The 25,673-nt window shown below is 47.8% G+C and carries 25 protein-coding genes; all 25 read right to left on the bottom strand.

All coding sequences use genetic code 11. From position 1 onward, the window contains the following. Positions 1 to 5: 5 nt before the first annotated feature. Positions 6 to 749 (bottom strand): flagellar motor protein, encoded by a 744-nt coding sequence (locus Q3O60_RS15325; RefSeq protein ID WP_305894816.1) that lies wholly within the window; start codon positions 747 to 749, stop codon positions 6 to 8. Beyond that, complete coding sequence (locus Q3O60_RS15320) at positions 742 to 1,860, bottom strand: protein-glutamate methylesterase/protein-glutamine glutaminase (protein WP_305894815.1); 1,119 nt, start codon at positions 1,858 to 1,860, stop codon at positions 742 to 744. Before Q3O60_RS15320 ends, Q3O60_RS15325 begins: the two co-directional genes overlap by 8 nt. A gap of 15 nt (positions 1,861 to 1,875) precedes the next feature. Next, the gene (locus Q3O60_RS15315; protein WP_305894814.1) at positions 1,876 to 4,029 is read right to left on the bottom strand and encodes a chemotaxis protein CheA; all 2,154 of its coding nucleotides are present in this window, start codon (positions 4,027 to 4,029) and stop codon (positions 1,876 to 1,878) included. A gap of 14 nt (positions 4,030 to 4,043) precedes the next feature. Further along, the gene (locus Q3O60_RS15310) at positions 4,044 to 4,805 is read right to left on the bottom strand and encodes a protein phosphatase CheZ (protein ID WP_305894813.1); all 762 of its coding nucleotides are present in this window, start codon (positions 4,803 to 4,805) and stop codon (positions 4,044 to 4,046) included. Between the two features lie 26 nt (positions 4,806 to 4,831). Beyond that, complete coding sequence (gene cheY, locus Q3O60_RS15305) at positions 4,832 to 5,215, bottom strand: chemotaxis response regulator CheY (protein WP_228589313.1); 384 nt, start codon at positions 5,213 to 5,215, stop codon at positions 4,832 to 4,834. A gap of 50 nt (positions 5,216 to 5,265) precedes the next feature. Next, positions 5,266 to 5,985: an RNA polymerase sigma factor FliA gene (locus tag Q3O60_RS15300; protein ID WP_305894812.1), complete on the bottom strand. Its 720-nt coding sequence runs from the start codon at positions 5,983 to 5,985 to the stop codon at positions 5,266 to 5,268. Further along, positions 5,982 to 6,866, bottom strand: coding sequence for a MinD/ParA family protein (locus tag Q3O60_RS15295; protein WP_305894811.1), 885 nt, complete (start codon positions 6,864 to 6,866; stop codon positions 5,982 to 5,984). Before Q3O60_RS15295 ends, Q3O60_RS15300 begins: the two co-directional genes overlap by 4 nt. Continuing rightward, the gene (gene flhF, locus Q3O60_RS15290; RefSeq protein WP_305894810.1) at positions 6,859 to 8,328 is read right to left on the bottom strand and encodes a flagellar biosynthesis GTPase FlhF; all 1,470 of its coding nucleotides are present in this window, start codon (positions 8,326 to 8,328) and stop codon (positions 6,859 to 6,861) included. Before flhF ends, Q3O60_RS15295 begins: the two co-directional genes overlap by 8 nt. Positions 8,329 to 8,338: 10 nt before the next feature. Next, on the bottom strand, positions 8,339 to 10,441 hold the full coding sequence (gene flhA, locus Q3O60_RS15285) for a flagellar biosynthesis protein FlhA (RefSeq protein ID WP_305894809.1): 2,103 nt from the start codon (positions 10,439 to 10,441) through the stop codon (positions 8,339 to 8,341). 65 nt (positions 10,442 to 10,506) lie between these two features. Then, complete coding sequence (gene flhB / locus Q3O60_RS15280) at positions 10,507 to 11,643, bottom strand: flagellar biosynthesis protein FlhB (protein WP_305894808.1); 1,137 nt, start codon at positions 11,641 to 11,643, stop codon at positions 10,507 to 10,509. Between the two features lie 9 nt (positions 11,644 to 11,652). Then, positions 11,653 to 12,426, bottom strand: coding sequence for a flagellar biosynthetic protein FliR (gene fliR, locus Q3O60_RS15275; RefSeq protein ID WP_305894807.1), 774 nt, complete (start codon positions 12,424 to 12,426; stop codon positions 11,653 to 11,655). Between the two features lie 12 nt (positions 12,427 to 12,438). Then, positions 12,439 to 12,708 (bottom strand): flagellar biosynthesis protein FliQ, encoded by a 270-nt coding sequence (gene fliQ, locus Q3O60_RS15270; protein WP_305894806.1) that lies wholly within the window; start codon positions 12,706 to 12,708, stop codon positions 12,439 to 12,441. Position 12,709: 1 nt separating this feature from the next. Then, on the bottom strand, positions 12,710 to 13,456 hold the full coding sequence (fliP, locus tag Q3O60_RS15265) for a flagellar type III secretion system pore protein FliP (protein WP_305894805.1): 747 nt from the start codon (positions 13,454 to 13,456) through the stop codon (positions 12,710 to 12,712). Positions 13,457 to 13,465: 9 nt separating this feature from the next. Next, the gene (fliO, locus tag Q3O60_RS15260; protein WP_305894804.1) at positions 13,466 to 14,059 is read right to left on the bottom strand and encodes a flagellar biosynthetic protein FliO; all 594 of its coding nucleotides are present in this window, start codon (positions 14,057 to 14,059) and stop codon (positions 13,466 to 13,468) included. Beyond that, entirely contained in the window at positions 14,059 to 14,445 is a 387-nt protein-coding gene (gene fliN, locus Q3O60_RS15255) for a flagellar motor switch protein FliN (protein WP_305894803.1), read from the bottom strand. Before fliN ends, fliO begins: the two co-directional genes overlap by 1 nt. Before the next feature lie 4 nt (positions 14,446 to 14,449). Further along, positions 14,450 to 15,538, bottom strand: a complete 1,089-nt coding sequence (fliM, locus tag Q3O60_RS15250; RefSeq protein WP_305894802.1) for a flagellar motor switch protein FliM — start codon at positions 15,536 to 15,538, stop codon at positions 14,450 to 14,452. Between the two features lie 12 nt (positions 15,539 to 15,550). Continuing rightward, positions 15,551 to 16,075, bottom strand: coding sequence for a flagellar basal body-associated protein FliL (fliL, locus tag Q3O60_RS15245; protein WP_305894801.1), 525 nt, complete (start codon positions 16,073 to 16,075; stop codon positions 15,551 to 15,553). Between the two features lie 85 nt (positions 16,076 to 16,160). Continuing rightward, the gene (locus tag Q3O60_RS15240) at positions 16,161 to 18,029 is read right to left on the bottom strand and encodes a flagellar hook-length control protein FliK (RefSeq protein ID WP_305894800.1); all 1,869 of its coding nucleotides are present in this window, start codon (positions 18,027 to 18,029) and stop codon (positions 16,161 to 16,163) included. Positions 18,030 to 18,216: 187 nt separating this feature from the next. Next, on the bottom strand, positions 18,217 to 18,663 hold the full coding sequence (gene fliJ / locus Q3O60_RS15235; RefSeq protein ID WP_305894799.1) for a flagellar export protein FliJ: 447 nt from the start codon (positions 18,661 to 18,663) through the stop codon (positions 18,217 to 18,219). Between the two features lie 3 nt (positions 18,664 to 18,666). Next, positions 18,667 to 20,010 (bottom strand): flagellar protein export ATPase FliI, encoded by a 1,344-nt coding sequence (gene fliI / locus Q3O60_RS15230; RefSeq protein ID WP_369812677.1) that lies wholly within the window; start codon positions 20,008 to 20,010, stop codon positions 18,667 to 18,669. Further along, positions 20,010 to 20,834: a flagellar assembly protein FliH gene (gene fliH / locus Q3O60_RS15225; protein ID WP_305894798.1), complete on the bottom strand. Its 825-nt coding sequence runs from the start codon at positions 20,832 to 20,834 to the stop codon at positions 20,010 to 20,012. The genes fliI and fliH overlap by 1 nt, the downstream gene beginning before the upstream one ends. 35 nt (positions 20,835 to 20,869) lie before the next feature. Then, positions 20,870 to 21,901 (bottom strand): flagellar motor switch protein FliG, encoded by a 1,032-nt coding sequence (gene fliG, locus Q3O60_RS15220; protein ID WP_305894797.1) that lies wholly within the window; start codon positions 21,899 to 21,901, stop codon positions 20,870 to 20,872. After that, complete coding sequence (gene fliF / locus Q3O60_RS15215; protein ID WP_305894796.1) at positions 21,894 to 23,591, bottom strand: flagellar basal-body MS-ring/collar protein FliF; 1,698 nt, start codon at positions 23,589 to 23,591, stop codon at positions 21,894 to 21,896. The genes fliG and fliF overlap by 8 nt, the downstream gene beginning before the upstream one ends. A 34-nt stretch (positions 23,592 to 23,625) precedes the next feature. Next, positions 23,626 to 23,982 carry a flagellar hook-basal body complex protein FliE gene (gene fliE / locus Q3O60_RS15210; protein ID WP_305894795.1) on the bottom strand — a complete coding sequence of 119 codons (357 nt, stop codon included), beginning with the start codon at positions 23,980 to 23,982 and terminating at the stop codon, positions 23,626 to 23,628. Between the two features lie 156 nt (positions 23,983 to 24,138). Next, positions 24,139 to 25,389 carry a DUF418 domain-containing protein gene (locus tag Q3O60_RS15205; protein WP_305894794.1) on the bottom strand — a complete coding sequence of 417 codons (1,251 nt, stop codon included), beginning with the start codon at positions 25,387 to 25,389 and terminating at the stop codon, positions 24,139 to 24,141. Positions 25,390 to 25,673 lie beyond the last annotated feature (284 nt).

Raw genomic sequence — 25,673 nt, 5'->3', positions numbered from 1 at the left:
AACAATCACCCTGCCCGATACGCGTTCAGCTTGCGCTCGATGGTACGAGGATTCTCACCAAAAGAAATAGAAACCAATCCCTCAACAATGAGTTCATGATGCAAGGTATGCTGATGGATTAAGTTCTTTAATTTATTGCCAATGGGTACAAAAATTAAGTTGGCAAATCCAACTCCATAAATAGTAGCAACAAAAGCAGTGGCAATACCAAGCCCGAGTAATTCTGGCTCGGTAATATTAGACATGGCCTGAATAAGCCCGAGCACAGCACCCACAATACCAATAGTCGGGCTATAACCACCCATAGCATCAAAGATTTTAGCACCACGCAACAAGCGCTCACGCTCAAGAGTGAGCTCTGCATCCAGTGTATCTTGCAATACTTGAGAATCGACACCATCGACCAATAAATTTAACCCTCGGTGCACGAATGGGTCTTCTTCTACCAAAGCCGTATTCTCCAGAGCCAAAAATCCCCCTGCACGGGCTGCATTGCTCCATTCAATCAGACGATCGACCATCACATCAGTTGGCAAACTATGCCCTTTGACCACCCATGGCAATAACTGAAAACCAAGTTTGAATTGAGACATCGGTGTTTGGATCATTACCGCTCCCAAAGTCCCACCCACTACAATAATAAATGCAGGTAAATGCAATAAAGTTAGTAATGAGCCGCCTTCAAGCGCAAAACCACCGGCAACACCAACTAAAGCAACAAAAAAACCAACCAGAGTAAGTTTATCCATGAGTCACTTCTGCTATCAATTTACTGGCTGTATCTGCCAGGCTGACTTCAACATCCATCAAGCCAGCAGCAGCAATCGCTTGTGGCATTCCATACACGACACAGCTGGCCTCATCCTGCGCCCAGATACGAGAGCCATATTGTTTTAGTAATCGGGCACCTTCACGTCCATCGGCCCCCATCCCGGTCAGGACTACAGCTAATACCTGATCTTTAAACACCCGAGCAGCACTCCCAAAGGTGATATCCACACTGGGTTTGAATGTAATCCGTGGCGAATCATCCTCTTTGATCCGCAACTTTGCTTGATTATCACTTCCTTCAATCAGCATTTGCTTACCGCCCGGGGCTAAATAAGCCACACCCGCTTTTAACAGGTCATTATCCTGAGCCTCTTTCACTGTGATTTTTGACAAGCCATTTAAGCGAGTGGCAAAGGCGCCGGTAAAAGCCGCTGGCATGTGCTGGATCAAAACGATCGGCAAGGGAAAATTAGCAGGCAAGGCTGTGATAATTCGCTGCAATGCAATAGGTCCTCCGGTAGAAGTACCTATCATCAACAACTTGTATTTCTTGCCGCTGGCTTTGAAGCTACCCGCGGCACCGGAGCGAACGGGAGCGCTCGATTCTTGTAATCGCTCAGATAACTTTGGTCGTTCAAATGCAGAGCGGGTCAGGGCTGGTCTTGTGACAGCTCCAGATCGAGCTATAGGACGTCGCCGGGCAACGGCCTTGACACGCTGACGTAACAAGGCAACAGCATCATCTTTGTCACGGGCTATATCTTCAAATTTCTTCGGTAGAAAATCAACCGCACCGGCATCCAAGGCATCCAGCGTTGCTTTAGCGCCTTCATGCGTTAAGGAAGAGAACATTAAAATAGGGGTGCGTTGCTGACGCATAATCTCACGAACAGCAGTAATGCCATCCATCACCGGCATTTCAATATCCATGGTGATTACATCGGGTTTCAAGGCGATAGCTTTTTCAACCGCTTGCTGACCATTGTTGGCGGTGTCAATGACCTCAAGCTCTGGATCAGCAGCTAGTATTTCGGTAAGACGGCGCCGAAAAAAGCTGGAATCATCAACTACCAGGACCTTTATTGTCATTCAACGCTCTCTTAATTAGGCGGGTGACTTAGAAAAACGTTCGAGTTTGATCTTTGATTTTCTGGCATAATGTTTAAGCAAACTCGGTACATCGAGGATCAAAGCAATGCCACCATCAGACGTGATGGTCGCCCCAGCCATACCTGGTGTCCCCTGCAATAGAAGATCCAACGGCTTGATCACAACTTCTTCCTGGCCAATCAAAGAATCCACCACGAAACCAATTTTTTGCGTACCCAGTTGTAAAATGACCACATGCCCCTGATCGCGACAGACTGATTTTTTGGAGCCTTTTACCAGCCAATGTTCAAGATAAAATAGTGGAATGGCTTTATCGCGAACAATGATCGTCAGTTGACCATCGACATTATTGGTTTTCGCTAAATCCAGATGCACAATTTCATCAATGGTACCCAGCGGTAAAGCAAAGGTTTGTTTGCCAACCACCACCATTAAGGTAGGTAAAATCGCTAGCGTCAATGGCACTTTAATTTCCAATAAGGTGCCTTTACCTAGCTCTGAACTAATGTGCACACTGCCATTAAGCTGAGAAATTTTTGTTTTTACGACATCCATACCAACACCACGGCCTGAGATGTCGGAAATTTTTTCTTTGGTGGAGAAACCTGGCGCAAAGATTAGATTAAAGGCTTCCGTATCGGACATCCGGGCAGCTGCATCACTGTCAAGAATGCCACGTTTAATGGCAATTCCTTTTAGTTTTTCCGGGTCCATCCCTGCGCCATCATCCTCGATGGTCAGTAAAATATGATCCCCGGCTTGTTCTGCCGCTAACCTCACCCGGCCGGTCCTATCTTTACCGGCTGCCTGTCGAACCTCCGGCATTTCAATACCATGATCAACTGAGTTTCGGACCAAATGCACCAAAGGATCAGCCAGCGCTTCAACCAGATTTTTATCCAAATCGGTTTCTTCGCCTTCAAGCTCTAAGGTGATGTCTTTTTTCAACGACCGGGCCAGATCCCGAACCACGCGCGGAAAGCGGCCAAATACTTTCTTAATCGGCTGCATCCGGGTTTTCATCACGGCACCCTGAATATCCGCCGTCACAACATCCAAATTAGCAATGGCTTTGCCCATCACTTCATCTTTGGTGGTGGTCGACAAACTAACCAAACGGTTTCGCACCAACACCAACTCACCCACCATGTTCATGATTTCGTCCAGCCGCTTGGTATCAACCCGCACTGTCGTTTCTGGTGGCGGTGCAGCTGGTGGAGGCGGCGGAGGTGCAGAAGCCGCTGGTTTGCTTGTGTTGGCAGGTGCTGGAGCAGTGTCAGCATCAGGCATCTTAGGTGCTGGTTTGCGTTCAGCCGGTTGCGATTTAGCAGGGGCTTCGGCTTGCGGTGACTTGCCTTTGCCGTGCAGCTCATCCAGTAAGGATTCAAACTCATCGTCAGAAATTTCGTCTGCAGCCGCTTTAGCAGCACTACTTTGAGCAGCAGGTTTTGGTGCCGCTGGTTTTGCTGGTTCAGCAGCCGGACTGTCAGCAACAAAAGAGCCCTTGCCGTGCAACTGATCTAAAATAGCTTCAAACTCATCATCGGTCATATCCCCCTGTGCCGCGGGATCAACCAGTGGCGCAGCGGCCGTCTCTGACTTACCGGGAGCTTTGCCACCATGCAGTTCATCCAACAACCGCTCAAACTCATCTTCATCAATTTCGTCAATGCTATCAGAACTATCCGATGCCGAAGGTGCTGCCGTTTGAGTCGCTGCAACAGGCTCAGCTGTGGCCGCAGGTGCCGCAGTACCATCGTCAGGTTCACTTAAGTGGTGCAACGCATCAAGTAAAGCAGGATCCGCGGGTGTCAGCGGTTGACGAGCCTGAACCTCAACAAACATAGCATTGACTGCATCTAAGGCCTGCAGAATGACATCCATTAACTCAGGGGTCACTTTACGCTTGCCGGTACGCAGAATATCAAACACATTTTCTGCACCGTGACAGGCATCGACCAGCTCGGTCAGAGATAAGAAACCAGCACCACCTTTGACGGTATGAAAACCACGAAAAATTGCGTTTAACAGGTTGGCGTCATCTGGGTTATTCTCCAGTTCAACCAACTGTTCCTGCAAAAGCTCTAAGATTTCGCCAGCCTCAACCAGAAAATCTTGCAGTATGTCTTCATCCATATCGAAGCTCATGCTTACCTACCTCTTTAAAACCCTAAACTTGACAAAAGATCGTCCACATCATCCTGCCCAGTCACCACATCATCGCGCCCTTCAGCATCAATAATGGGACCTTCAGCTTCCGCTGCGGCAATGACCTTCTTCGCTTTGACAGGTTTAGGAGAATCGGGGATAAGATCTGGATTATTTTCACCAAAGGCGGTGAGTAATCCAATTAGGCTTTCTTCAACCTCGCGCACCAGCTCAATCACTCGCCGCAAGATTTGCCCGGTTAAGTCCTGATAATCTTGCGCCATCAGTACTTCAGTTAATAAGCCATTCAAAGTACCAGCATCAGAATTTGCCTGTACTAAGAAGCCATCCAAACTATGACACAATGTTTTAAACTCACCGACTTGCAAGTCCCGGCTCATCAATCGCTGCCAGTTAGGTAGAATGGTTTGCAGGTTCTGCCCCAACTGATCTGCGATTGGCAAACACGACTCGACGGCATCCATGGTTTTATTCGCGGCTTGCTCAGTCATATCAATCACATGATTAAGCCGCTTTTTCGCATCAGGGATATCTTCTTCCAGCAAGTTGTTCAGTGAAGGTTCCAGTTGGAAGTTTTTCAGTGAATCATGCAATTGACGCGTTAATTTCCCTACTTCTGAGAAGAGCTCTGCAGACCCGGGAACAACAATCTGCTGCACCAATTGATTTGCCGCTTCATTGTCGCCCATTTCCAGTAGCTGAACCAGCTCCTTAGCCTGCTCCAGTGATACAGATGGTGCCGTGAGTGCGGACATTGCATTACTCCCTAATCAGCGTCTGGTTAACCAATCCTTTCAAATACCTTGGATAGTTTTTCTTGCAACGTAGCTGCAGTAAAAGGTTTAACAATGTAGCCATTCACACCTGCCTGAGCAGCCGCAATGATTTGTTCCTTTTTCGCTTCCGCTGTTACCATCAACACAGGAATATGCTTAAGCTTATCATCCGCCCGAATGGCTCGAAGCAGGTCAATACCTTGCATGCCAGGCATGTTCCAATCGGTAACGACAAAATCAAAATCGCCACCTTGCAACATCGGTAATGCTGTACTGCCGTCATCGGCTTCCGAGACATTGGTAAACCCAAGATCACGCAATAAATTCTTTATGATACGTCTCATGGTCGAGAAATCGTCGACCACCAGAATTTTCATGTTCTTATCCAAAATCCCCTCCGGTGAGAAAATCGTTATCGGACATGTTCAATAACTATTGTTTACAACCAATCCTGCATTCTGGACTTTAAACGCACCAGCGCCTGACTATGGATTTGACTGACCCGAGACTCACTAACGCTTAGTACTTCTCCGATCTCTTTCAAGTTTAGCTCATCATTGTAATACAGTGATAGTACTAATGCTTCCCGCTCTGGTAAATTTGCGATCGTTTGCATCAGACTTTTCTGAAATGCTTCATTTGCCTGCACTTCATAGAGTTGATCGATCTCTTTTTCATCTGCGCTGGCCAGTACATCTTCAGAAACGCCCAAATCCTCAATACCAAGAATACGGCCACAACTGACATCACTAAGCATATGATGGTACTCATCTACAGATATATCAAGTTTTTCAGCAACTTCTATATCTTTTACATCGCGACCCAACTCAGCCTCAAGCTCCGCGATGGTCTCAGCAATCAATCGAGCATTGCGGTGAACCGAGCGCGGAGTCCAGTCACCACGGCGCATCTCATCCAACATAGACCCACGAATTCGTATCCCAGCAAAGGTTTCAAAGCTAGCCCCTTTACTACCATCAAAGTTTTTCGCAGCCTCCATCAATCCAATCATACCGGATTGAATCAGGTCATCGACCTGTACACTCGCAGGTAAACGGGCAAGTAAATGATAGGCAATTCGTTTGACCAATGGGGCGTGGCGCTCAATCAGCTGATTTAATTGATCCGCCCCACCATAAGCAGACAATTTTGCATTCACGCCAGGCCTCGCTGCTGTTTATCTGCAGGCTGCACCAACTGTTCCAGAAAAAACTCTAAGTGCCCGGATGCACCTGGTGGAGTTGGCCATTTAATGACGCGCATAGCCAGGCTTTTAACAGCCATGCTAGCACCTGATTTTGGAAAGGCTTCAACAAATGCTTTTTGTTTTCGAGCCGCTTTACGAACATTTTCATCATAGGGCACGGTGGCTACCAACTCCAGGTTGACATCTAAGAAACGATCAGTCACACGTGTCAACTTGGCAAATAACTCTTGGCCTTCGCGCAAGCTTCGTACCATATTGGCAATAATTTTAAAGCGCTGTACATCGTGATCGCGACTTAAAATTTTCATTAAGGCATACGCATCGGTGATGGATGATGGCTCATCGCAAACCACCACCAGTACATCCTGTGAAGCCCGGGAAAAGCTCATTACCATATCGGAAATACCAGCTGCTGTATCGATCAGCAGAATATCGACCTGCGTCTTCATTTCACTAAAAGCGCGAATTAAGCCAGCATGCTCCGCCGGGCTTAACTCGGTCATGTTTTGTGATCCAGAAGTAGCAGGAATAATTTTGATGCCGGCAGGGCCTTCAATCAAAATATCATCCAGCTCAGCTTCACCATTTAATACATGAGATAGGTTTTTTTGCACACGCAGCCCAAGCATCACGTCACAATTGGCCAGCCCTAAATCCGCATCTAGTACCATGACGCGTTTTCCAAGCATTGCCATTGCGATGGCAAGGTTGATGGAAACATTGGTTTTACCAACGCCTCCTTTACCACCGGTAACTGCGATTACTTTGACCATGTGTTTTTTCATTGTCCTCAGACCTGCGGCCTGATCGTCGATGTGTTCATGACTATGCATAAGCTCCTTCCACTCGGCATCCGATGGGCTGCTCCCATTGATAAGCCGTACTACTGTAGGCAATGCGTAACTTTTCGGCCTGCGCCACGATTTCGTCTGCACGAGCAATGCGAATATCTTCTGGTACGCGTTGACCATTGGTCAGATAACATACCGGTAAGGCATTCTGCAATGCCGCATTAATAATTTCACCTAAGCTTAAGCATTCATCAAGTTTGGTAAAAATACAACCTGATAATGGAATTCGTTTGAAGTGTTCAACACTTTCCTGCATAACTCTGGCTTGTGCTGTTGCAGACAATACCAAATAGCTCTTTATTTTTACAAGAGAATCCTGCACTAATGCGGCAAGTTTTTCTGCCAACCGCACATCGCGTTGGCTCATGCCTGCGGTATCGATTAGTACAAGGCCGCGGCTGGAAAATTGATTGAGCAACACCGCCAGCTCTTGACTGTCTTTGGCCTGTCGCACCGGACAGCCGATAATACGTCCAAAGGTAGCCAGTTGATCATGGGCACCAATACGAAAGGTATCCGTAGTTATTAATGCCACCTGTTCTGCGCCATGCTTTTTAGCATATTGCGCAGCTAGCTTGGCAACCGTAGTCGTTTTACCAACCCCTGTGGGGCCAACCAAAGCAACCACGCCACCTTTGCGCATAATATCATTGTTACCGGTAGTCAGCTGCCCTGCCAGTAATTCAAGTGCAGCATCCCAAGCTTCGTGTTCAGAAATATCTTCCGGCATAAAACATGCTAATTGATCGGCCATCGCTTCCGATAGACCCATTTGTTTCAAATGATCGATCACCAAGGCACGTACTGGCTCAGAGCGAGCCAGCTCCTGCCACATCAAGCCAGAAACCTGATGTTGCAACAGCTCACGCATTGACAGCATTTCACTACGCATGGCATTAAACTCAGCTTGCAAATGCTGCTGCTGCTTTTCCTGAAGCTCACTGAACTCCTGCAAATTCACACCGTGCTGATGAGCATTCATGCTTTGCTGTGTAGCTTGCTTTTGTTGTGCGCTATGCTGTTGTTGACCGCCATAACTTTGACGTTCAAACCCAGCGGCTTTATTAACCGTATTTTTCCGGGAGGTCCGAGCCGATTGATTTGCTGCAGGCTCTGCCTCCTGCTTGCTCATTTGCCGCTCCAATAAGGCTCGCAATGAATCGACTTGTTCTTCTGCACGGCTTACCGTTCTCGGCTCTTGTTGCATGGCCGCTTGCCGTGCTGACAATTGCGACACAGGCGATGCTGAAACGCTTGATTCTTCAGGCTTATGCTTGGCTGCAACCCCTGGTGGGGTCGCCGCATCCGGATCAATAGCAGCGACAATTTCCACACCTGCAGCCACTTTTTTATTTGACATGATGATGGCATCTGGCCCAAGAAACTCTTTGACTTCATCCAGTGCGGTACGCATATCTTTTGCTACAAAACGTTTAATTTTCATCTGCTATCTCCTAACTCGCTTGGCCAACAACACTGACAATGCGAATTTGTTTATCATCTGGGATCTCTTGATAAGACAATACTCTCAGCCCTGGAATAGTGTATTTCACGAATCGTGCCATCACGGAGCGTAAAATACTTGACGTTAGCAAAATGGCCGAATCCCCGTTTAATTCTTGCTCTTGACTGGCTTCTTGTAACGATTGCTGTATCCGCTCAGCCAGACCTGGCTCAATGCCACCGCCATCATTACCAGCGGCCTGCATCGATTGATGCAGCATTTGTTCCAGCTCTGGTGCAAAAGTAATAACCGCAATTTCTTGCTGGCTACCCGCCACTTCTTGCACAATTAAACGTCGAAGGGCAATGCGACATGCTGCAGTCAAAACGTCAACATCCTGACTCTTCACACCATACTCAACCAGCGTTTGTACCAAGGTTTTCATATCACGGATAGGCACCCCTTCATTCAGCAGGTTCTGCAAAACTTTAACCACTGTAGTCAAAGGTAAGGTGTCGGGAACCAAGGCCTCGACCAATTTCGGAGAGTTTTTAGCAAGCATATCCAGTAGATTCTGAACTTCTTCATGCCCCAATAGACTGGCAGCATTGTTGGTCAGGATCTGGCTTAAATGGGTGGCGACCACCGTCGCAGCATCAACGACGGTATAGCCCAGCGTTTGCGCATGCTCCCGTTGATCTTTGTTGATCCAAACGGCTTCCAGACCAAAGGCAGGATCCCGTGTGGCTACGCCTTTGACAGTACCAAATACTTGTCCCGGGTTGATCGCTAACTCATGATCATGACGAAGTTCTGACTCCCCCGTGGTAACTCCCATCAGAGAGACTCGATAACTATTTGGTTCCAGATCCAGATTGTCACGAATATGAACAGCAGGGACCAGAAAACCGAGTTCTTGCGATAACTTTTTCCGCACCCCTTTAATTCGGGTTAACAGCTCACCACCTTGAGATTTATCGACGAGAGGGATCAGACGATAGCCGACCTCCAGACCAATGGTATCGACTGGTTGCACATCATCCCAACCGATTTCTTTCACCGTTTGTGGCTCATGCCGGGTATCTGGCTCAGCACTACTTTGCACTAGCTGCATTTTCTTTTGCTTCTCTTTGTGATAGAGAAAGTAAGCAAAGCCACCCACCACCATTGACAAGGATAAAAATGAGAAATGCGGCATGCCCGGTACGATGCCCATCAGTGCTAGTAAACCACAAGCAATAAATAATACTCGGATGTTGGCCAGTTGATTGGTCATTTGCTGACCCATATTTTCAGAGCGGTTCTGACGAGTAATGATGATAGCCGTACCGATAGACAGCAATAGCGCAGGAATTTGTGCGACCAGACCGTCCCCAATGGTCAATAAGGTATACACTTCAATGGCCTGACCAAATGACAAACCATGCTGGATCATGCCAATGAACAAACCACCCAACAAATTAATCACCAAAATAACGATGCCAGCAATGGCATCACCTTTGACAAATTTGCTGGCACCATCCATGGAGCCATAAAAATCCGCTTCTTGGGTGACTTCATCACGTCGCGCGCTGGCTTCTTCCTGAGTTAATAGACCCGCATTTAAATCGGCATCAATTGCCATCTGTTTACCAGGCATCGCATCCAAGGTAAACCGAGCAGTAACTTCAGCAATACGGCCTGCGCCCTTGGTAATCACCACGAAATTGATAATGATCAGAATGAAAAACACCACCAAACCAACGGCGTAATTACCACCTATAACCACTGATCCAAAGGCTTCAATCACTTTACCGGCCGCATCACCACCCTGATGCCCCTCCAGCAATACAATCCGGGTACTGGCAACATTTAATGCCAATCGCATAATGGTAGCAACGAGTAAGACCGTAGGAAAAATGCCAAAATCAAGTGGACGTAGCGTATAAATGGTGACCAACAACACGACCAATGCCAAGGCAATATTGAAGGAAAACAGAATATCAAGTAGGAATGCAGGTAGAGGCAGCACCACCATAGACAAGGCTGCCATAATCAAAATTGGTGTCCCTAACCCCTTTAAATGAGCCAGTTTAGTGCGATCTAATCGGTTTAGATAGTTGGCTAACTGCATCTTTTTCCCAACAAAAAATTGGCGTTATGCAGTAGTTAAAGCAATAATCGCTCCAACTTGAACAACTAGTCGTAATAATAATCTTTAGGCACCGCCAGCTCACGAGCAAGTTTGCGTGGCCGTTTACCGCGTCCCTTGATGTACAGATTCAGCTGATACACATAGGCCAACACCTGAGCCACTGCAGCAAACAGTGCATCTGGTATTGGACGGTCTAACTCGGTGGTATAATAGATGGCACGAGCCAGTGCTGGTGACTCCACCAGTGGAATTTTATGCTCACTGGCGACTTCACGAATACGCATCGCCATTTCATCCACTCCTTTGGCCACCACAACTGGCGCTCTATCCCGCCCTTGCTTGTATCGCAATGCAACTGAGTAATGCGTCGGGTTGGTCACTATCACATCCGCAGACGGAACCTCTTGCATCATCCGCTTCATCGACATCTCCATCTGCCGACGACGAATTTGTCCTTTAATTTTGGGATCGCCTTCCATGTTTTTATGTTCGTCTTTGACCTCTTGCAAAGTCATCATCAGCTCTTTGTTGTGCTTCCATGCTTGATAGGGGGCATCTACCAAAGCAATGATAATGACGCTGCAGCACAAGCCAAAAAACAGCCAGCCTAAAATCCATAATGCATCTTCAATATTGTTGGGGGCACTCATCACCGACAGTGTCATAATATCGCCAAAAAATGCGCGAAGCAGGCCATAGGCCATACCAATGACAACCAATACCTTCAGAACGCTTTTGCCAAGCTCGACCAATGCTTGCAAGCCAAACATCCGCTTAAAACCTTTCAGCGGGCTCATTTTACTGGCTTTGGGACCAGCGGCTTGCCAGCTAAAATTAAAGCCTCCCAGCAAGCAATTGCCGACAAAGGCAGCCACTAAGATAAAAGCAAAAATATACCCCATCGGAGTCAATAGGGTGGGCATGATCTCCCCCCAGACGGAAAGCATCGATTGCGTCTCAAATATTTCTTTAGCCTGCAAACTAAACATTCGTTTGCCAATGGTGAGCACCGCCACCGCAAGCATCGGACCGAACAACAAAATAGCTGCAGAGCTGCTAATTAATACAAAGGCTGTCCCCAAGTCCTTGGAACGGGCAATCTGGCCTTTCTCTTTGGCATCGTTGATCTTTTTCGGGGTGGGTTGTTCGGTCTTTTCACCGCCACCAGGACTATCTGCCATGATGCCTCCTTAGCAACCAATCAACCGACAGCTGTAATCAACTGTCAATTGCCATTGGATATCGTAATGGATCAGGAAGGTATCGAGCGTCAACCACAGGATCAACAAGCCAGATAACATGGTGATGGGAAAACCAATAGCAAATATATTCAGTTGTGGGGCAGCCCGGGTCATGATACCAAAGGACAAATTCACCGTTAGCATGGCAATGATGGGTGCCAAAGTGATAGAAAGTGCAGTGGCAAACATCCAACCAGCAAACTCAATAATTTGCCAAATTTGCATCACCGACCACCATTCATTCTGAATAGGTAACGTTTCAAAGCTCAGTACCAGCATTTGAATGGTGATCAAGTGGCCGTTGAAGACGAAAAATAACAAGGTAGCGAGGATCAAGTAAAACTGACCTATGGCCGCGACATTGACACCACTGGCAGGATCCACCATGGACGCAAATGCTAAACCACTTTGCGTTGCCAACACCTGCCCTGCCACAATAAAGGTATTGATAAAGATCATCGTCATAAAACCGATGGCAAAACCTATGGTTACTTGTTGTAAAACTTGCAGCACCATCTGAAATGACATCAAATCCGGGTTTGGTACCGGAGGAATTACTGGCATCACCAAGACCGTTAAGGCAACAATTAGCACCACTCGCACACGCATGGGTACATTGCGAGTACCAAGACCAGCCATGATCATAAATACCCCAGTGATCCGCGACATCGGCAGCATAAAGTCAGCCAGTGTTTGCATGATCACACTCAGGTAAAAGTCCATGGCTGACTCCTGTTAACCAACCACGGATGGGATGCTTAAAATCAACCCTTCGGTAAAATCCATAATGACCCGGGTTAACCAGTGACCACCAAACATCAATGCCAGTATGGTTACAATCAAGCGAGGTAAAAAGCTCAGCGTTTGCTCGTTAATGGAAGTAGCCGCCTGAAATACCGCGACAATTAACCCAACGAAAAGTGAAGGCAGAATGATGGCACTTACCAATAAAATAACGATGTAAAGTGCGTCTCTGAGTACATCGACAAAAACTTCCGGGCTCATACTAGGTCCCCATTCCGTAACTGGTAGCCAGTGTGCCCATAACCAGGATCCAACCGTCTACCAACACAAACATCATTAATTTAAAGGGCAAGGAAATAATCATCGGTGATAACATCATCATACCCATCGCCATCAACACACTGGCAACCACCAAGTCAATGATTAGAAATGGAATAAACAACATAAAGCCAATTTGAAATGCCGTTTTCAACTCACTGGTAATGAATGCAGGAATGATGACAGAAATGGGTAGATCAATCAGGTTATCAACCTCTTCAACCCCGGCAATAGAAGCGAAAGTATCCAAATCACGCATACGAGTTTGATGCAACATAAACTCTTTCATCGGTACGATGGCAACCTGTACCGCATCCAATGAAGTCATTTCTTCAGCGAGGTAAGGTTGCAGTGCCTGATCATTAATTTCATTAAAGACCGGAGCCATGATGAAAAAAGTGAGAAACAGAGTGATACCGATCAGCAATTGGTTGGAAGGAGACTGTTGCAAACCAATGGCTTGGCGCAGAATAGCTAATACCACAATAATACGGGTAAAGCTGGTCATCATAATGACGGCTGCAGGTATAAAGCTGAGTGCCGTCATTATGGCCAGCACTTGCAACGTTACACTGTACTCTTGCGAACCATCGGGATTGGTGGTGACACTAATTGCAGACAAATTGCCGACATCTGCCAATAAAGCAGGGCTAAAGCATAACGCCAGGAACACCAAAATGAGTCGCAACATAGTCCATCTTTATTTTTTCAACCACGATTGCAACTGACTATGAAATTCTGATGCCAACTTTTCTTCTGGCAGTGATTCTTCTAGCTCAAACAGGAAGTTTATCTGCTGAGGGGTTACCCCTAAAACTCGTTGTTTTCCTTGTATTTCAATAACTAATAACCTTTCTCTCTGCCCCAAAGGTATACTACTAATTACTTTCATGTGTTGACTACCGGGTACGCGTAGTGTCAATTTTTTGAAGGCCCAGCCCAACACCAACACCAATAAAATCACCATTGCCAGAGAAATGGCGATCTTGCCAAGCGATAGTCCAGTGCTATTGCCAGCGCGACTTAATACCTCATCACCACTGCCCGCTTTATCTTGACCAAAGCGGTAACGATTGACAGCCAAATCAGTGTCAGCAAGTGCTTCGGCTTGTGTTTGATCGTTTTCAGCAGATGCTTCTGGCTGCTCAGACGCCTCCAGCACGAGGTTTTCTGGTGGACTTGGCTCAGAGTACTCTGACTTTGATTCCTCAGGCTCAGAGGCTCCTGAAGCCACGGAGACACCAAGCAGCAAAGCCAGACACAGCATCAAGCCATAGCGTACAACTTTATCCATCAGCGTAATTTCTTAATACGTTCAATCTGACTAATCACGTCGGTCAGGCGAATACCAAACTTATCATTCACCACAACGACCTCACCATGAGCGATGAGGGTACCATTCACCAGCACATCCAGAGGCTCACCGGCCACCCGCTCCAACTCCACTACAGAGCCTTGATTTAACTGCAGTAAATTTCGAATGCTGATTTTAGCCCGACCAACCTCCATCGAAATGGTTACCGGTATATCAAGGATGGTATCCAGCTTTAGTTTATCTTCACCACCCGCTTGGATCTCCTCTTGCAGTTCATCAAGCTCCACTGCAGTTGCGCCATCTTCGCCCTCAGCCTCAGCCATTGCTGCGGCCCATTCATCCATGGTGTCTTTATCATCAGCCATGTCATTAATCCTCTTTTCGTGCTGCCAAGTTTAAATCAGCTTCCAGTTCAGAAATATCCGCATCGCTATCCAGTCGCCGTCCACCTTTGGTGAATACATGCAGCTCGGATTTCACTAACTCAGGGCGTTTAATTTTTTCAATAATTTTCAGAGCGACGCTGTCGCGAGAGCGCCCCATTTTAGCTCGGAAGCTAGGCAACTCTTCAATCAACACTGTGATATGCTCTGGCAATTCAACCGGGATAATATCACCCGCTTTCAGCTCCATAACCTCTCTCAGGCTCAAATCAACATCCAACATCTTGGTGGTCAAATCGACCTGAACATCCATAATTTCATCGCGCAGCGCTTTACTCCAGCGCAGATCGGTATCTTCTTTATCGCTCTGAACCCCGGCATCAAGCAATTCGCGGATTGGTTCCAGCATAGAGTATGGAAGCGCAACATGAAAATCACCACCACCACCATCCAGTTCTATATGGAATGAGCTGATCACCACCACTTCGGTGGGACTAACAATATTGGCCATGGCTGGGTTTACTTCAGAGTCCAGATACTCGAAAGACACATCCATAACCGGCGCCCACGCTTCTTTGTAATCTTCAAAAATAAGCTTGAGCAGCATCTGAATAATACGGCGTTCTGTCGGGGTAAATTCACGCCCTTCAATTTTTGCATGGTAGCGACCATCACCACCAAAAAAGTTATCCACTAGAATAAAGACCAAACGAGCTTCCATGGTGATAAGGCCAGTGCCCTTTAAAGGACGGAAGCGCACCATATTTAAGCTGGTGGGTACGAACAAGGTATGAACGTACTCACCAAACTTGATCATTTGTACACCGTTGATCGAAACCTCGGCTGAACGACGCATCATATTAAATAAACTGATCCGCATATGACGGGCAAAGCGCTCATTCACCAGTTCCAATGTGGGCATACGACCACGAACAATTCGATCTTGTGATGAAAAGTCATATTCAGTCGCAGGGCGGCCAGAGCCACCACCGCCATCATCTATTTCTTCTTCTTCAATGTCATCGACGCCATGCAACAGCGCATCAATTTCATCTTGTGACAACAGATCCGTCACGGCGCTACCCTTTTATTGCATCACAAAACCGGTGAACAAAACCTCTTCCACCACCACTGTCCCTGTCACCTGCAACAGCTCCTGCTGTAAATCACTTAACGCTTTATTTCGTAAACTTTCTTTGCCTGCTGCAGTCACTAAATCATCCGCATTGGCACTGCTAAATGTTTGCAACAAGACCCCTTCAATCAACGGAATATGCCGTCTGGCTAAGGTATCATTGTTACTGCCTCGCACTAGCAATTGCGCTCGTATTTGCACCAATCGATCACGGCTGCTACCAGGCACATTAAAAATAAATGGTCTTGGTAACGGAACATAGAAAGCAGTACCAGTTGGCGTCTGAGGCCCTCCATCAGCCGTTGTACCACCTGCTGCACCAGCTGAAGAAGTTCCCGAACTACCTGAGCCGTCGAAAAAAACGAAAAAAATGACTGCGGCAGCTATCAGTATGAGTGCCACACCGCCACCAGCCATTAGTATCAGCTTCTTCTTTCCACTCTTTTCAGCAATCTTGAGTTCATTATCCTCTGCCATGCCATGCCTCTTATTGAATACGTTCTTGTTATTGTGAACTCAGTTGCCCTGAATCGCAATCCAATGTCCTAGCTAAAATCTGTGCTCAAGCATAATAATCAACCAGCCGGTCGCTGCTCACCGTAGAAATAGATGTAGGTACACTGCTCTGTGCATCTCCGCTATCGGCTGTTTGTTGCCCTCGACCCTGCCCTTGATCCTGAGGCTGTTGTGACCCTTGCTGCTCTACCTGACCGTCTGCCAATTGAATGCCTTGCTCTTGTAGCATGTCACGTAAACGTGGAAGTTGCTGTTCCAACACTTCTTTAGCATGAGCCTGCTGCACCAAGAACTGAACAGAGGCTTGATCCTGTTGCATATTCACACGTATGGTCATACTGCCAAGCTCTGCCGGATCCAACTTAATTTCTGCACTATGGATCGAGTGACGAGCCATCATTACTAAACGCTCTCGCAGCTGCCCCGTAGCATCTGCTGCCAGTAAGTTCATCGGTTGCCTTAACATCTCACTGATTTGAGTCATCGCCGACTGAGGCTGCGCAGCACCTCCTTGCGATTGCACAAACTGAGCCGTCGCTTGAGTGGAGTTCGCTGCGCTTAAAGCGGTATCCAGCCCTTGCGGCGTCACATTTCCTAAACCTGCGGCAACGCGAGCTTGTTGTTCTGCAGCTGAAAAGCTACGTTGGCTGGTTATGTTTTGCTGCGTTTCACTGTCTTTGCTGACTGCTGATTGTGCCTGCAGCCATTGCTCCTGACTCATTGATGATGACTGTCGTTGTCCTTTTTCATCAGCGCTGCCCTGCCCAGCTGAATTACCAGCAGAAAGAGCCGAGGCCTGAGGCTGCTCTGCCCGAGCTTGGGTTGCACTTGCCAGCGTTTGTTGCGAGCTATTTGACTCAGCCCGGACAGCACTCTGCAAGCGTGGTTCCAACTGCAAACCTTCATGCCCTTTATCTTGCAATGCATTACTTTCAAGTGCGGCTTGAGCTCGTTGTTCTAAAACGTCTTGTTGCTTACTATCCTTGCTCACGCGAGGATCGGTCGTCTCAGTCGCATTTGCCTTCGCTTCAGCGGCCGAACCATGTTGCTGCACAACTATCTGCTCCAATCGGCCGTCGCCACCATCAAGTGACGAAGAATTGATAGACGAAGATGCCCCCGAAATAACGAGCCTTGTAGCATCAGCTTTGGCCGTTTCATCCGCTTCGTTGCCTTGCTCAGTTTTCGTAGTCACTGCCGTTTTAGCCGCAACCGGCTGGTTTGGCAACTCCGCTGACTTGTGTCCTGTTTTCGTCTTGCTCGCCGAACCTTCCGCTTTATCAGACACCTGAGACTCATCATCAAGCTCATCGGACGTTTCATCATCCTGCTCAGTCGAGTGTTGAAGCTTTATCGCATCGGAAGAAGGTGAACCACTTTTGATATGAGCAGAACTATGTCCGGCTGACTCAGCCTTATTTTTGGTGGCTGCCGATGGTTCAGTCTCCTCTGCGAGGAGTCCTTCTTCACTGTCCCCCTCATCATCACCGATCTGGTGTCCCGCCATGTCCCGAACGGTAAGCACGATCGAACTCGACGTCTGACTTTTTTTGCTGTCTGCCGATTTGCTATCCCCCGAAGTGAGTTCTGCGCTGGTTTCTTTGCCATACTGAATAATCGCCAACCATGCCCGGGCTGAATCCTTCTCACTGGCAGAACTGTCATCGTCCACTAAAATCGCTTTTAACGCATCAGCATCAGGCACATCCTCACCGCCTTCAGCAGCATGCATTGCAGTATGAATGGCAGCTTTTTGCCGCTCAGTAAGAGAGATACTTTGGTTAAGATCTGACAAGGTATCTGAAAACGCCTGTGATTCACCCATAGGATCAGCGCCAGCTCCCGTAGCCGCTCGTTCTGTCACTAAAGCAGCGGAGGCTCCCGACATTAAATACATCTGCAATGCATTGGCCATCTAACTATCCTCATAAGTGGAGACCTTCCTGGCGTGGTCAACCAGCATGGTTAAGCGTTTCAGCGGCCTGAGTGGAACCTACTCTGGTTGCATTCAGGCGTACCCTGCTAAAGCCTATTCAAGTTTCAGGCCAACTCAAGCAAAAGTGCCAGAAGGCAGGCATCATGATGGAGCAAATATAAAAAGACTAAGGCAGCAATTGACGACGGACAAACTGTTGGGTCGCCACTTCATCCAGCAGCACCTGCTCTGCTTTGGCAGCTTTGCGATCTTGTTCGAGTTGTTGTCGTTCTAGCAAATAATCGATGGCTTTACGTTTTTTCTGCATCGCTAACCATTTTTCCCGCCGCTGCTCAACCACAGACTGCGCCTGATGAATTTGCTGTGCTTGTTGTTCCAGCGCTTGATCCAGCTTGGCAATAAAACGAATAAACTGACTGTATTGCCGACTTTCTAAGCCTGCGGCACCCTGCTGCTGACTTTGTACAATGTAATCGGTGCGGTAATCAGCTAAGCCCTGATACTTTTGCTCTGATTGCCGCATAAATTGCATGGCCTGAACAAACTGTGCCTCCAGCTTTTCCTCACGATCTTTTTGCACCCGGGCAAGCAATTCCAGCTGTTTACTTACCATCGCTTAACCCACCTTCGCTTGGGCAGGTTGTGGTAACAATTGCGTCAATGCCATCAAACTATCGTCATAAGCCACCACATCTTTCATGCCTTGCTGCAAAAAACGATTGATGGCAGGCATCATCGCCACCGCTTTGTCCAATAATGGATCACTGCCTTTAACATAGGCCCCTATCGAAATAAGATCCTTACTTTGCTGGAAACTGGCATACAACTGTTTAAGCTGGCGAGCCATCAACTGATGCTCCATGCTGGTGACGGCCGGCATCACCCGGCTTATGGATTGCTCCAGATCAACCGCTGGGAAATGACCACTGTCAGCCAACTTCCTCGATAAAACAATGTGACCATCTAAAATAGCTCGTGATGCATCGGCAATAGGATCCTGAAGGTCATCACCTTCTGACAAGACGGTATAAAAGCCAGTGATAGACCCCTTGCCAACAGCACCATTGCCCGCACGCTCAACCAAAGCAGGTAACTTGGCAAATACAGACGGTGGATAGCCTTTCGTTGCTGGCGGCTCTCCAATGGCCAGAGCAATTTCACGCTGCGCCTGTGCGTAGCGCGTAATGGAATCAATCAACAGTAAAACATCCAGCCCCTGCTCACGGAAATACTCGGCAATCTGAACTGCAGTCTCACAACCTTTTAATCGCATCACCGGCGAAACATCGGCTGGTGCCGCAACCACCACAGCACGGGCTCTTCCTTCCTCACCAAGGATTTCATCAATAAATTCTTTGACCTCGCGACCACGTTCTCCTACCAGCCCGACCACAATCACATCGGCTGCGGTACCACGGGTCATCATGCCGAGCAGCACACTTTTCCCCACGCCACTGCCAGCAAACAAACCCATACGTTGGCCTTTGCCAACAGTAAGCACACTGTTGATGGATCGAACGCCAACATCCAGCGGGACTTTAATGGGCTGTCGTTGTAATGGGTTGATAGGCACTTTACGATTGCTGGCGTACGTCGTGGTCACTATTGGCCCCTTGCCATCCAACGGTGTTCCGGCACCATCAATTACCCGACCGAGTAAATCCATGGTCAATGGTACGCCCTTGTCATGCAGCACAGGAGTCACTCTTGCTCCTGGTACCACCCCTGACACATCATCTTTTGGCATCAAATAAATGCGGTCACCTGAAAAACCGACCACTTCTGCGAGCAAGGTTCCTTGTGCAGTTTCAACATCACAGCTTTGGCCAATGGCCGCACTGCAACCGATAGCTTCTAACGTCAACCCCACGACCCGCACCAGACGGCCAGAGACCGAAGGCCGGGACAAGCGAATGTATTGTTGCTGCTGAGCTAAGCGCGCTATCAGGCGATTGGCCACTAGGATTCTCCTGCGCTGGATTCAACCACTTGCTGCTGAATAAAATGAGCCAGGCTACTTTCAACGCGTTGCTCTACCGTCCGATCCACCGCAGATAGTTCTGTTTCGAGCTTGCAACCACCCCGGCTGATAGCAGGCTCAGCCAACAGTAACCAGCTGCGCTGCTCGATTTGTTCCGGAGTAAAATGTTGTTCAATAATGGCAAGGTCGTCCGGGTGAAGCTTAATGCGGATATGCTCTTTTTGCAGTGGTAATGCCTCGGTTGCTTGTTGCAAGGCTTGTAAAATGACCTGTTCGTTGGTCTGTACCTCAGTCTGAATAACCGCTTTAGCCATAGCTAAAGCTAACGCAATGAGCTGCTGCTCCACTTGATCATCGATTTGTTTTAATGGTTGCTGCAATCGATCAAGCATGGTCTCTAACGCGCTTAATTGCTGTTCAATCAGCTCCTGACTCTGCTCAAGGCCTAGCTTCTTCCCCTCCGCCAAACCTTGCTTGGTGCCATCTTCCTGACCTTGTTGACGCCCCTCTTCGTAACCTTTGGCAAAGCCATCCTCTTTGCCTTCGGAAAAGCCAGCTTCATAGGCTTGCTGACGTAACTGCTCCATATCCTCAGCCGTCAAAGGTTTGACAGCCAAGTCTTCCTCTTCTTCAGCAGGCGCTTCAACCACTCCTTTCTCTGGTAAGGTTTTATTCAGAGCGTTGGTTCGTTCGTACTTGCGCATGTCTGAAGTAAGGTCAGGCGTTGGCCACTCTTTCAGCTGCTCTAAGGTATCCGCATCTGGTGAAAAAGGTCGTTTATAACGAAATCGGTCTTGACTCATAACCACCTCGACGCAGGCCTGGTAACGCTGGTCTATTAAAGGAAATCATCACCACCGCCGCCACCTAGCATAATTTCACCGGCATCTGCTAAACGGCGTGCTGCAGCAAGAATTTCTTTTTGTGCTGCTTCCACATCACTAACACGTACTGGCCCCATCGCCTCTAAATCATCACGCAACAATTCACCTGCACGTTTCGACATATTGGCGAATATTTTCTCTTTCAGACCATCATCAGCACCCTTCAGTGCTTTCATCAGAATCTCTTGCTCTACTTCACGCAGCAAGGTTTGAATACCACGGTCTTCAACATCGATTAGGTTTTCAAACACAAACATCAGATCCTGAATTTGCTGTGCCATCTCTTCATCATTTTCACGGATGGAGTCAATCAACTGGCCTTCAATATTGGTATCCAGGTAGTTCAAAATATCCGCCGCAGCTTTCAAGCCGCCCATTTTCGCGGTCTGAGCACCAGCCTGACCAGCAAACTGTTTCTCCATAATTTCATTCAACTCTTGCAATGCGGCCGGTTGCACCTCTTCCAGATTGGCAATACGCATAGTGAGATCCAGCCGTACTTTCTCGGAGAACTGCGACAAAATTTCAGCTGACTGCTCTGGTGCCAGATACGACAACACGATGGTTTGGATCTGCGGGTGCTCGTTGCGAATGATATTAGCAACCTGCTTAGAATCCATCCACTTCAGGGAGTCAAGACCTTTCGCACTGCCGCCCTGTACAATTTGGTCAATCAGGTTTGCCGCTTTCTCTTCACCGAGCGCAGCATTCAATGCGCGCTTAATAAACTCCTCACTTTGGAAACCAATGGTGCTGAAGTTCTGTATCTGCTCGATGAAAAGACGATGCACTGCAGAAATTTTAGCCTGATTCAAATCGGTCATCTGAGCCATAGCTGTGCCGACCTTTTGCACCTGCTTAGGTTCCAGATGCTTTAAGATTTGAGCAGCATCTTCCTCTGATAAACTCAGCAGTAAGATGGCTGCTTTTTCCACACCATCCAGTTTGCCAACATCAAAGGTTGGTTTTTCTTCAATTTCAGTCATCTTCTTCCAACCAATTCCGTACTACCAGGGCTGATAACTCAGGTTCATTTGCAACCAACGCACGAACCGCCTTCAATAGATCTTCATCGCCATGTAAATCGGGCAGCATCAGGGTACCATCCTCGGCAAAACCGACAGCTGACTCATCAAAACTCGATTTCAACATATCGATGGTATCGTCACCTAGATCAAGCCCACCCAATGCATCTTCATCATACGCATCTTTGGTATCTTCAGGATAGATCAATTTTCTCAGCATGGGGCGAACTACAGATAGGATCAACACCACAATCACCAAACCCGCGACCACCAAGCGAACTAAACGAATAAACCAGTCTTCCTCATAAAAGTATACGGTATCTGCTGCTTCCATTTCGGTTCTGGTGAATGGTACTGAAACCACTTCAATGCTGTCCCCCCGCTGCACATCGTAGCCAATACTGCCTTGCAATAAGCGACGTATATTAGCTATCTCAGCCTGAGTACGTGGTTGCGGCTCGGGTTCACCATCCGCATTAACACCCGTTCTATAATCCACCGCCACCGACACACTTAAGCGACGGATCACGCCCGATTGTTGCGAGGTATGGCTAATGGTGGTATCCAACTCATAATTACGTGTTGACTCACGGTGGTTTCGGCCTGGTACTACAGGCTGTGCTCCACCACCGACCGCCTGCTCTGGAATAGCAGATGGCATCGGCGGCTGATTGGATAAAGCACCGGGAATACCGCCACTCAAACCACCAACACTACTTTCTTCAATACTCATTTCGCTGCGAATAGCGGGCAAATCAGGGTTGAACCGTTGTTGCGTTTGCTCAACCGTGGTGAAATCCATCACCAAATCAACCTGAGCGGTATAATTGCCATAACCAAGCACCGGCATCAGAATAGAATCAATCTTATTCCGGTATTCTTCTTCTCTGGAACGCTCCATTTCATGCTCTCGGCGCGATCTGGCTGAGGCACCATCTTGTGATCCACTATTGAGTAAACGGCCATTTTGATCCGTCACCGTCACTCTGGATGGTTCAAGGCTCTGGACCGCAGAGGCAACGATATCCACAATGGCATCAACTTCACTATCCCGGATCACACGACCACCGCGGGCAGTCACCAATACCGTGGCCGAAGGCATTCGCTGACGGCGAGCAAACACATTTTCGGGTGGGATAGCAAGCAGCACTCGTGCTCTGGAAATACTTTGTAACTCTTCGATAGTGCGAGCTAACTGTTGTTCGCGGCTATGTTTAAGTCGCTCAGTCTCAAGACGCTGACTAACACCAAAACCACTGTCTTGCATTAAAATATCGGTACCTGTCTGCGGGTCCTGAGCCAAACCAGAACGCGTCATGCCTAAACGAATGCTTTGAAACTCATTTTCAGGCACATAGATCACATTGCCTTCTAGTTTGTACTTAACTTTTTGCGCATCCAGATGATCCAAGGTTTGGATCAACTCTTCGGTGGCAAAGGTTCCTAAAGGTCTCATTTCCGGCTGACGAGCCCACATGATAATGAGTAACGCGATCGCCAAACAAATCGTCAGGGCAATGACCATGGTGACCTGTCGCAGTGTGTCTGTGCCACCCAGGCTACCGATAAACCCTGATTTTTGTTCCTGCTGATCGCCGGAGTTGAAATCATCTCCGCTTAATGCCAGCTCTGTCGATTCGTTCTCAGCCACAACTTACCCCTTAGTACCTATACCAACTGACGACTTATACCGGCATGGTCATAATTTCTTTGTACGCTTCCACTACTTTGTTACGCACCTGCATGGTGGCATCAAAAGCAATAGAAGATTTACTTGCCGCAATCATGGCTTCGGCAATGGTGACTCCTCCGGTGCCAAGTTCGACATGGTTTCGCAATGTTCTAGCTTCACCTTGAAGAGAATTGACATTATCAATAGCGCCTTTTAACATGCTGGAGAAGTCCGTTTGGCTGCTATTAATGACTTGAACCTCGCTCGACTCCATAGGTTTTAACGGCATTGCATGCGTTGGCATACGTGCTTGCTGCGCCATGGCTTGCATTTCACTGTACAAAGATAATCCTGGCCCTTTGATGTTCATTGCACTGCCCTCTGTCAAAAAATTGTTCTGTACAGAGGTAAAGCACAATGTGTGCCATAATATTTTTGTTTTTATTCAGTCAATTAGAGAACAAAAAAGGATGAAGCAGGAAGAAAAAGCAGAGAACGGCCCAGATAGTCCCTCTCAGATGTAGCATCATATTTTTAGTGCAGGCCGCTTGCCATAGGTCAGGCTACGCCACAGCCACTCTACAGGGCCCAGCTGATAACGTTGCAACCAGTATTGGCTAAACCATAATTGAAAACCATACAGTGTCAGTGCCATCAAAGTGGTGACCGCACGGCCAAACTCACCGTAGAGTCCAAGGCCATAGCCATAAAACAACAACGTAAAAACAATAGAGTGCAGCAGGTAGTTACTCAATGCCATCCGCCCAGCAGGCGCCAACACGCCAATAAAACGCACCTTGTGCAGGTACAAGTTCACCAGCGTCGCCATGTAAGCCAGACAAAGTGCTATATTTGCCAAAGTGCTGCAGGTCATCAGAGCTGCATTTCTGATACTGGGCGAGATAACTTCCACTTCGGTACCATAGATCCCATAAATCAACGCCAGCGGCAGGCCTATCGCGTAGCCCAGCCACATCAAGCGCCAAAAAAAAGGTTGGTGCTGTTCCAGATTGCTAAAAACACCGGCTCGACCTAAAGCGGCACCCAGTAAAAATGTTCCCAAAATAGTCGGTACAAACACCAGCAATGCCGGGCTGATATAAAGCGCCTGAAACTCGTACATTCGCCACTGCACGACCTGCCAGTAACGACCACTGGCATACAGCACATCACCACGAGCAATATCCTGGAGTAGTTTTTCTTTATCCGCCGCAAAGCTGGCTTGCAACTTAGCTGCTTCCTCTGGAACTTGCATCGCCGCCTCAACAGCCAAAGAGCCAAGCCAAATAAGCAGAATAGGTATCAGCAACAATACAACCGACCAAACCATCAGACGTTTCACTGACGCGTTGATAAAGAACAGCAATAAAAACCCAACCAACGCATAGAGATGCAATATATCGCCCCCCCAGATAAACAGCAGATGCACTACCCCAAATAGCAGTAACACCAGCAAGCGACGACGAAACAACGCCTGAGCAGCACTGTCTTTCTGTTGCGCCCGGTCAATAAAAACAATAAAACCAAGACCAAACAGCAAGGAAAACAGCGTATAAAACTTGCCCTGCACAAAGGTAAACGACAGCCAGGCCACCGCATAATCCAACCCAGACTGCTCTGAATTAAAACCCAACATCAACGCTTGCAGCGGCCGCTGAAAGTACTCGATGTTCATCAGTAAAATGCCCAGCAAGGCAAAGCCACGAATAATATCAAGGATCACCATGCGCTCAGCTGGTGGAACAGGACTTGGTAAAGCAGTTGTCGAAGTTGTCATGATTAAAGCCTATCCATGCAGGGTCTGCTGGCTGAAGTTGGACGATGCATTGAAGATAGCTGAGTTTGCAAAAAAGTAAATTCGTTAGAGGGTTTTAAAAGGGTTCGAACCAAGACCGCCCTGCTCCGCAGTCAAACAAAAAGCCCCTGGCTTCAGGAGCATTGGTGCAACTTCGAGATCGGGAGGGATTGCCAGAACCATCCATGGTTCTGGCCCTTCGGGCCGCACTAACGTGCGTCCCAATTCGTTCCTGACGAATTGGTCGAACTAAGGGTTCGAACCAA

Source organism: Alkalimonas collagenimarina (assembly GCF_030717845.1).
Classification (GTDB): Bacteria; Pseudomonadota; Gammaproteobacteria; order Enterobacterales; family Alteromonadaceae; genus Alkalimonas; species Alkalimonas collagenimarina.
This window is presented reverse-complemented; position numbering and strand designations above follow the sequence as displayed.